The 696-nt window shown below is 56.2% G+C and carries 1 protein-coding gene; it reads right to left on the bottom strand.

The window, feature by feature from the left end; all coding sequences use genetic code 11:
- Nucleotides 1–124 precede the first annotated feature (124 nt).
- On the bottom strand, nt 125–696 hold a 572-nt coding region (locus tag IE219_RS32725), incomplete at its 5' end, for a ferritin family protein (RefSeq protein WP_229850279.1).

Raw genomic sequence — 696 nt, 5'->3', positions numbered from 1 at the left:
CGTTGACAGATGATAATTTAGTTACTATGGAGATACAACAAGCGACTTTGACAAAGATCGTGAGGGAGATCGTGATAGTAGCAGCATCAAGAAGAGAGGATAAGACAACCAGTCTAAGTGATCTTTAAGCCAAAAGGGAAAAGAGACCGGCGACAGCTGAGCCGAAGACGGCCAGACCACCGACCATGACGGAGGAAGCAGCGTTCTGGGAGGCACCAGTGGCCAGGGTGTGGGTGGCGTTGGCGGTACCAGGAGTGTCCATCTCGACAATGGCCGGGCCAGCGATAGTTGAGTAGTCGGTGACGTTTTGGCCACTGGTCAACAGAACGTAAACCTGTCCACCTCCAACTTTACCGTCGGTGGGCACTTGACATTTGCCATCGGCGAACGAAGAGAACGTGGTGTTCAAGCCGCTCAAGAAAGCACAGGTGGTAGCACCAGTCATGTTGGTTGAAGCAACCGTCAACGAGGCTCCTTGGGTGAGCTTCCCGGTGACATTCAAGGCTGGGAAACCTTGGAAAGAGGGGGCGGAGCCGTTGGGGCAGGCGGCGAAGAACGGGGTGGCCAGAGTGACGATTCCTCGGGGGTCAACTGGGGTGTCGAAGGCGGTGGGGAAGGGGGACTCTCCGTTGGCCAGTCTGACGTAGGCGTTGTGACGAGCCTCGACAGTCAGGATAGTGGCCGCGGCGGTCAAAT

The organism is Streptomyces termitum (assembly GCF_014650175.1).
Taxonomy (GTDB): Bacteria; Actinomycetota; Actinomycetes; order Streptomycetales; family Streptomycetaceae; genus Streptomyces; species Streptomyces termitum.
Note: the sequence above shows the minus strand (reverse complement) of the source record. Positions and strands in the feature narration are given on the sequence as shown.